At 74.0% G+C, this 481-nt stretch carries 1 protein-coding gene; it reads left to right on the forward strand.

Annotated elements, in window-relative coordinates; translation table 11 throughout:
* Window positions 1–481, forward strand: a 481-nt coding sequence (locus ACG2DA_RS23065; protein WP_395259066.1) for a hypothetical protein, incomplete at both ends; no start/stop codon positions are given.

Here is a 481-nt window from a genome sequence, read left to right on the forward strand (position 1 = left end):
GTCGACGGGGACGGCTTCATCCGTCTGGCGGAGGTGCAGACCGCCACGACCGCCCGGGTGGCGACGCTGATCGACGAATACAACGCCGACCTGCCCGAGGCCGACCGCATCCGGCAGTCGCCGACGTTCCACGGGCCGGAGGCGACCCGATCCCTGCCACTGGCCGTGCCGGCGACCGATACGGAGGCCCTCGTCGCCCGCCTCGCCCGGCGGGTCGGGCAGCAGGGCTACACCGAAGACCTGCACGCCCGGTTGTCCGAGGAACTGACCGCGGGCACGGCGCCGGCGGACCTGCGGCGGGAGGCGGAACGCTTCGCGGATCGCGGCGGACGGTTCTTTGCCCTCATCGCGGAGGGCGCCCTGACGCCGCCCGACGCCGCCATGCGGGACGACTCCGCCGCGGGCCGGCGGTACGAGGAGGCGAAGAAGTTCGCCCTGCTCGGTTCGGAACACTACGCCGCGGAGCGCTACGCCGACGCGG

Source organism: Alienimonas sp. DA493 (assembly GCF_043951915.1).
In the GTDB taxonomy this organism is placed as follows: domain Bacteria; phylum Planctomycetota; class Planctomycetia; order Planctomycetales; family Planctomycetaceae; genus Alienimonas.